Here is a 6128-nt window from a genome sequence, read left to right as displayed (position 1 = left end):
CGTGCTTGGATGGCTCCGACAGACCAACCTCACGAAAACTTCATCTTCCCTGAAGAAGTTCTGCCTCGCGGTAACGCACTTTAAAAAAATCAGGATTTGGATTTCAGATTAATTTACTTTTTTTAAATTAATCTGAAATCCAAATCCCAATTCCCCGGCGCAGGTGCGGTACTCCCGTGTCCTACTGGGGAACAAAAAAACCCAAAATCCAAAATCTAAAATCGTTGGAGGTTCTACCGGGTGGTAACGCTCTCTAATTCCTACGCAAGCGGTCGCGACCAAGAATCCTCCGGGTTCGCTTGGTGGTCTGGCAACGCTCGTTTAATCAATCTCTCCGGCAAACTGCTGGGCGCACACGTCGCTCACTCTGGTTTGATCGTGTTCTGGGCCGGTGCAATGACTTTGTTTGAAGTCGCTCACTTTATCCCAGAAAAGCCCATGTACGAACAGGGCTTAATTTTGATGCCCCACGTCGCTACTTTGGGTTGGGGTGTAGGCCCCGGCGGTGAAGTCACTGATATCTTCCCGTTCTTCGTAGTCGGCGTTCTTCACTTGATTTCATCTGCAGTTCTCGGTTTGGGCGGCATTTATCACGCCGTTCGCGGCCCGGAAGTTCTCGAAGAATACTCTTCTTTCTTCGGCTACGACTGGAAAGACAAGAACCAGATGACCAACATCATCGGCTATCACCTAATTTTGTTGGGTGGCGGTTGCTTGCTGTTGGTAGCTAAGGCCATGTTTTTCGGCGGTGTCTATGACACTTGGGCTCCGGGCGGCGGCGACGTGCGTATTATCACGAACCCCACTCTGAATCCGGCTGTGATTTTTGGCTACTTGGTGCGCTCTCCTTTTGGTGGCGAAGGCTGGATTGTCAGCGTCAACAACATGGAAGACATCATCGGCGGTCACATCTGGCTGGGCCTGATTTGTATCGCTGGCGGTGTTTGGCACATTTTGACCAAGCCTTTCGGCTGGGCTCGCCGCGCCTTAATCTGGTCTGGCGAAGCTTACCTGTCTTACAGCTTGGGCGCTTTGTCCCTGATGGGCTTCATCGCTTGCTGCTTTGTCTGGTTCAACAACACTGCTTACCCCAGCGAATTCTACGGCCCGACGGGCCCGGAAGCTTCTCAAGCGCAAGCTTTGACCTTCCTGATCCGCGACCAACGCTTGGGTGCTAACGTCGGTTCTGCACAAGGCCCCACCGGTCTGGGTAAATACCTGATGCGCTCTCCTACTGGCGAAATCATTTTCGGCGGTGAAACGATGCGTTTCTGGGATTTCCAAGGCCCTTGGTTGGAGCCCTTACGCGGTACTAACGGTTTGGACTTGAACAAAATCAAGAATGACATTCAGCCTTGGCAAGCTCGGCGCGCGGCTGAGTACATGACTCACGCTCCTTTGGGTTCTTTGAACTCTGTGGGCGGTGTGGCGACTGAAGTTAACTCGTTTAACTTCACTTCTCCTCGTTCTTGGCTGTCCTGTTTCCACTTTGTGATGGGTTTCTTCTTCTTGGTCGGCCACTTGTGGCACGCTGGTCGCGCTCGCGCGGCTGTCGCTGGCTTTGAGAAGGGTATCGATCGCGAAAATGAACCAGTGCTGGCTATGCCAGACTTAGACTAATCGATCGAGTTTATTCCTGATTTGATTGTCTAATCAAAAAAGGCTCCTGCTTAACGGCAGGAGCTTTTTTTTGCTCCCATATCTGAAAAAGCTGCGGATTGTCGATCGACCATTCTCCGATCCCACTAGCAGCAGATACAATCCTAGAGGTAGAAACCAGATTTCTGAGTTAACCTTTTGAATTCCATGCTGTTTCTTTCCGTAAGCTCGTTCCTCAGCGAGCTTTTGCATCCAGGACTGAGATATTTCGGTGCGACCTTCATCGGTGGCGGTGAATGACTCTGCCACTCTTGAAACTTGACAATTTTAATCCGTTGGGGTAAAGAGCTTGCAAGGCAGGCTCTACAAAGTTTATATTTAAAGTACAAAAGTTGTAATCCCACACAATGGAAAGTTGCAATGGAAAGTTGCAATGGAAAGTTGCAATTTGAAGGCCGATCGCTACAGGTGCAAAACTAATCGACGATCGCCCTCAGCATATTTATATTTTATTAAATGGCTGTGCTTGCCGAATTTTTTAACAGGCACAAAAGTTTTGGGCCGCTTACTATTATTGCTAGGAAAGCAAAAGATTAATAATGGACTCATTAAAGATCGAAAATGTCAAGGTGAGGTTCGATCGAGCAAATTTGCTCGAACGCATCGCCAAGCGCATTCGCCACTCTCTAGAACTACCCGAAATTCTGAGCGCAACAGCAGCCGAAGTTCAATCGTTCTTGGGAACAGACAGAGTAAAAATCTACAAATTTCATAGCGACGGTAGCGGTGAAGTGATTGCCGAATCAATTAACGGCAACCGCTTGCCATCCCTATTGGGGCTGCATTTTCCCGCAGACGATATTCCCCCTCACGCCCGCGAAATGTTCGCGCAACTACAGGTGCGATCGATCGTCGATATAGATTCCGGGCTGCTAGGCCAAAGTCCGCGTCGCGAGGCGGTTTCCGGCCAACTGCTGCCCGACGACGAAATGCGCTTTCGTGCGGTTGACCCCTGCCACGCTGAATACTTGACTGCACTGGGCGTCAAGGCTTGCTTGGTAGTACCAATTTTTCACGGCGAAGAATTCTGGGGGTTGTTGGTATCTCACCACTCCGAGTCCCGGAGTGTGACAGAAAACGAACTCCAAGGCGTTCAGACGGTGGCAGATCAGCTCGGCGTCGCCATAGCCCAATCAACCCTCCTCGCCAGAGCGAGGGCGAAAGCTCAACGGGAAGCTGCCGTCAACCGCGTCGCCACTGCCCTTAACTCCCCGCCGGCGATTGAACTCCAAACAGCTTTGGCAGAATCGGTAGCAGCACTAGATGCAGCCGGCGGCAGGCTGTGCATTTTCGCCACGCCATTCGTTTGCGACAGCAGCAAAGTTACGAATCTAGTTCCCTATTCGGATAACTCGAATCGGGAACTCACAGTCTACACTTGCGGCTCAGGGCCGAAGATGCCAATTTCGGCCAAATACCCGCAGGTTGAGCAATACAGCGTCTGGCACGAATATTTTAAATCCGGCGAGCAACAGGTTTGGGCAATTCCCGATTTGTACCAAATTAGCAGTTTGAGAAGCCTGCAACCTGCATTTCGATCGACCAAAATTCGCAGCATTTTAATCGTACCGCTCATAACCCGCCAGCAAATATTCGGTTACTTGACCATTTTTCGAGAAGAATTTGACACCGAAACTCTCTGGGCTAGACAGTTTGATAGCGACGAGCGGCTCGCCCAATCTCGGATATCTTTTGAAGCGTGGAAAGAGTCAAAAGCTGCCCAAATTCGCGAATGGAAGGCTGAAGAAATTGAATTGCTCCAAATTTTGGGCAACCACTTTTCTAATGCTATTAACCACTACCAACTCGATCAACAAATAGAGGAACTTAACACAAATTTAGAAAATCAAGTTCAAAAGCGCACTGCTCAACTACAGCAGTTGACCCAACACCAACGAGTGCTGTTTGAAGTGGTGGCAAAAATGCGGCAATCCCTCGACTTAAACAAGATTTTTAGCACGATGTCCCAGGAAGTGCGGCGGGCTTTAAATGCAGAGAGAGTGGCAGTTTACCGCTTCGATTCCGCATCAGAATTTAAGGACGGCGAATTCGTTGCCGAAGATGTTTTGCCAGATTTTCGGTCAGCAATGGCAGTCAAAGTGCACGATCGCTGCTTTGGAGAAAACTACGCCAATCTCTACTCTCAGGGGCGAGTTCACGCCATGTCTGACATCACACAAGCCGGACTGGAAGATTGCTTTGAGCAAGTCTTGGAGCAATTTCAGGTCAAAGCTACTTTAGTTGCACCGATTATGAAAGGCAACGACCTTTGGGGGTTGCTGTGCGTACACCAATGTTCGGCTCCCCGCAACTGGGAATCTTCCGAAATTAAGTTTGCTACCCAAATTTCGGCTCAGCTAAGCATCGCTTTAGAACAAGCAGATTTGCTCGCTCAAACTCAGCAGCAAGCAGTTGAGTTGCAGCGGGTAGCAGAGCAGGAGCGAATACTGTTTGAGGTAGTTGCTAAGATTCGACAATCTCTCGATTTAGATACAATTTTTCGTACTACAACTACAGAATTGCGGCGGATATTAAAGGCCGATAGAGTTGGCATTTATCGCTTCGATCCTAGTTTAAACTTTAATGAAGGCGAATTTATTACCGAAGATGTTTTGCCTGGTTTTTCTTCGGCAATGAATGTAAAAGTTCGCGATCATTTCTTTAGCGAAAACTATGCTAAAAAATATAGTCAGGGACAGATTCAAGTGCTACAAGATGTCGAAAATGCTGGACTTTCAGACTGCCATGTTGCTCTTTTAGCTCAATTTCAAATTAGAGCTCAGGTGATTATGCCACTGATGAATGGCAGCCAACTTTGGGGTTTGCTGTGCGTGCACCAGTGCAGCGGTTTGCGCCATTGGAACACTTCGGAAATTCAGTTTGCTACGCAAGTGGGAATTCAGTTGAGTGTAGGATTAGAACAAGCAGATTTGTTGGCTAAAACGCGGCAGCAATCAGTTGATTTGCAGTGGGCAGCCGAGCAACAGCGGATACTGTTTGAAGTGGTGGCTAAGATTCGAGAATCTCTCGATATCAACGCGATTTTTCAGACTGCCACCCAAGAAGTGTGTCAGTTTATGCAAGTTGATAGAATTGCTGTCTATCAATTTAATCCTGATTGGAGCGGCCATTATGTGGCAGAGTTTGTGAAAGATGGCTGGATAAAATTGGTAGGGGAAGGTATCAGTACGGTTTGGCAAGATACTTATTTGCAGTCAAACCGAGGCGGCAGATATGCCAATAATGAAACTCTAGCCGTTGACGATATCTATCAAGTTTGCCACTCGGAGTGTGACCTTGGTATTTTAGAGCAATTTCAGGTGAAGGCTTATGCGATCGCGCCGATTTTTGTAGGACAAGAACTTTGGGGTTTGCTGACAGCGTATCAACATTCTGGGCCACGCTATTGGGAAAGTTCAGAAGTCAACTTTTTAGCTCAGATTGCCAATCAATTAGGCGTTGCTATCCAACAAGCCGATTTGCTGGCTCAAACCAGACGCCAAGCAGAACAAATCGCTCAAAGTTTAAAAGATTTGCAACACACTCAAGCTCAATTGATTCAAACTGAAAAAATGTCGGGTTTGGGGCAACTGGTAGCCGGGATTGCTCACGAAATTAACAATCCGGTTAATTTTATTTACGGCAATCTCAATCACGCTAGTGAATATACTGCTAGCTTACTGAGTTTGCTGGAACTTTACCAGCAGCAATATCCCGATTATAGTCCTGAAATAGAAAAATTGAGTGAAGATATTGACTTGGAATTTCTGCTAGAAGATTTGCCAAAATTGCTATCGTCAATGAAGGTGGGAGCCGATCGCATCCGTCAAATAGTTCTGTCTTTAAGGAATTTCTCTCGTCTTGACGAAAGTCAAATGAAGGCGGTTGATATTCACGAGGGCATTGACAGCACGCTGTTAATTTTACAGCACAGACTGAAATCTAATGCGGACGGTGCAAACATTGTGCTAGTGAAAGAATACGGCATTTTGCCTCGAGTTGAGTGTTATGCTGGACAGTTGAATCAGGTGTTTATGAATGTAATCGGGAATGCGATCGATGCTTTGGAATCGCACAAGTTGCTCGCAGGTCAATCTGGAGCTCCTCAAATTAAAATCTCGACTGCTGTCGGTCAACTTAATGGTACTATTCCTAGCGCGGTGATTCGGATTTCTGATAACGGTACTGGAATTTCGGAATCTATGAGACAACGCATATTTGACCCTTTTTTCACGACTAAGGCAGTGGGAAAAGGTACTGGATTGGGCCTGTCAATTAGTTACCAAATTGTGGTAGAAAAACACGGCGGTGTTTTAAAATGCAATTCGGAAGTGGGGAAAGGTACTGAGTTTGCGATCGAAATTCCGCTTCGACAGCAGTCATTAGTCATTAGTCATTAGTCATTAGTCATTAGTCATGAGACCTCTTGCAAAAATAATTAGGACGGGCTCTGGGGCCCATCCCACAAG

At 47.4% G+C, this 6128-nt stretch carries 3 protein-coding genes; 2 read left to right on the top strand and 1 reads right to left on the bottom strand.

Annotated features, from left to right (window positions below; translation table 11 throughout):
* The first annotated feature begins 240 nt into the window (after positions 1–240).
* Entirely contained in the window at positions 241–1620 is a 1380-nt protein-coding gene (gene psbC, locus QUB12_RS30900; RefSeq protein ID WP_333139183.1) for a photosystem II reaction center protein CP43, read from the top strand.
* A 33-nt stretch (positions 1621–1653) separates the two neighbouring features.
* On the opposite strand, the gene QUB12_RS30895 is transcribed toward psbC, so the two are convergent.
* Entirely contained in the window at positions 1654–1908 is a 255-nt protein-coding gene (locus tag QUB12_RS30895) for a hypothetical protein (protein ID WP_333139185.1), read from the bottom strand.
* Positions 1909–2198: 290 nt separating this feature from the next.
* On the opposite strand from QUB12_RS30895, the gene QUB12_RS30890 reads away from it, so the two are divergent.
* Positions 2199–6059 carry a GAF domain-containing protein gene (locus QUB12_RS30890; RefSeq protein ID WP_333309965.1) on the top strand — a complete coding sequence of 1287 codons (3861 nt, stop codon included), beginning with the start codon at positions 2199–2201 and terminating at the stop codon, positions 6057–6059.
* Positions 6060–6128: the final 69 nt, after the last annotated feature.

The organism is Microcoleus sp. B7-D4, from assembly GCF_036705125.1.
GTDB lineage: Bacteria > Cyanobacteriota > Cyanobacteriia > Cyanobacteriales > Microcoleaceae > Microcoleus.
This window is presented reverse-complemented; position numbering and strand designations above follow the sequence as displayed.

Excerpts from the sequence above, each read along its gene's own strand:
- QUB12_RS30890 (WP_333309965.1), top strand. The coding sequence starts at position 2,199 with ATGGACTCATTAAAGATCGAAAATGTCAAGGTGAGGTTCGATCGAGCA.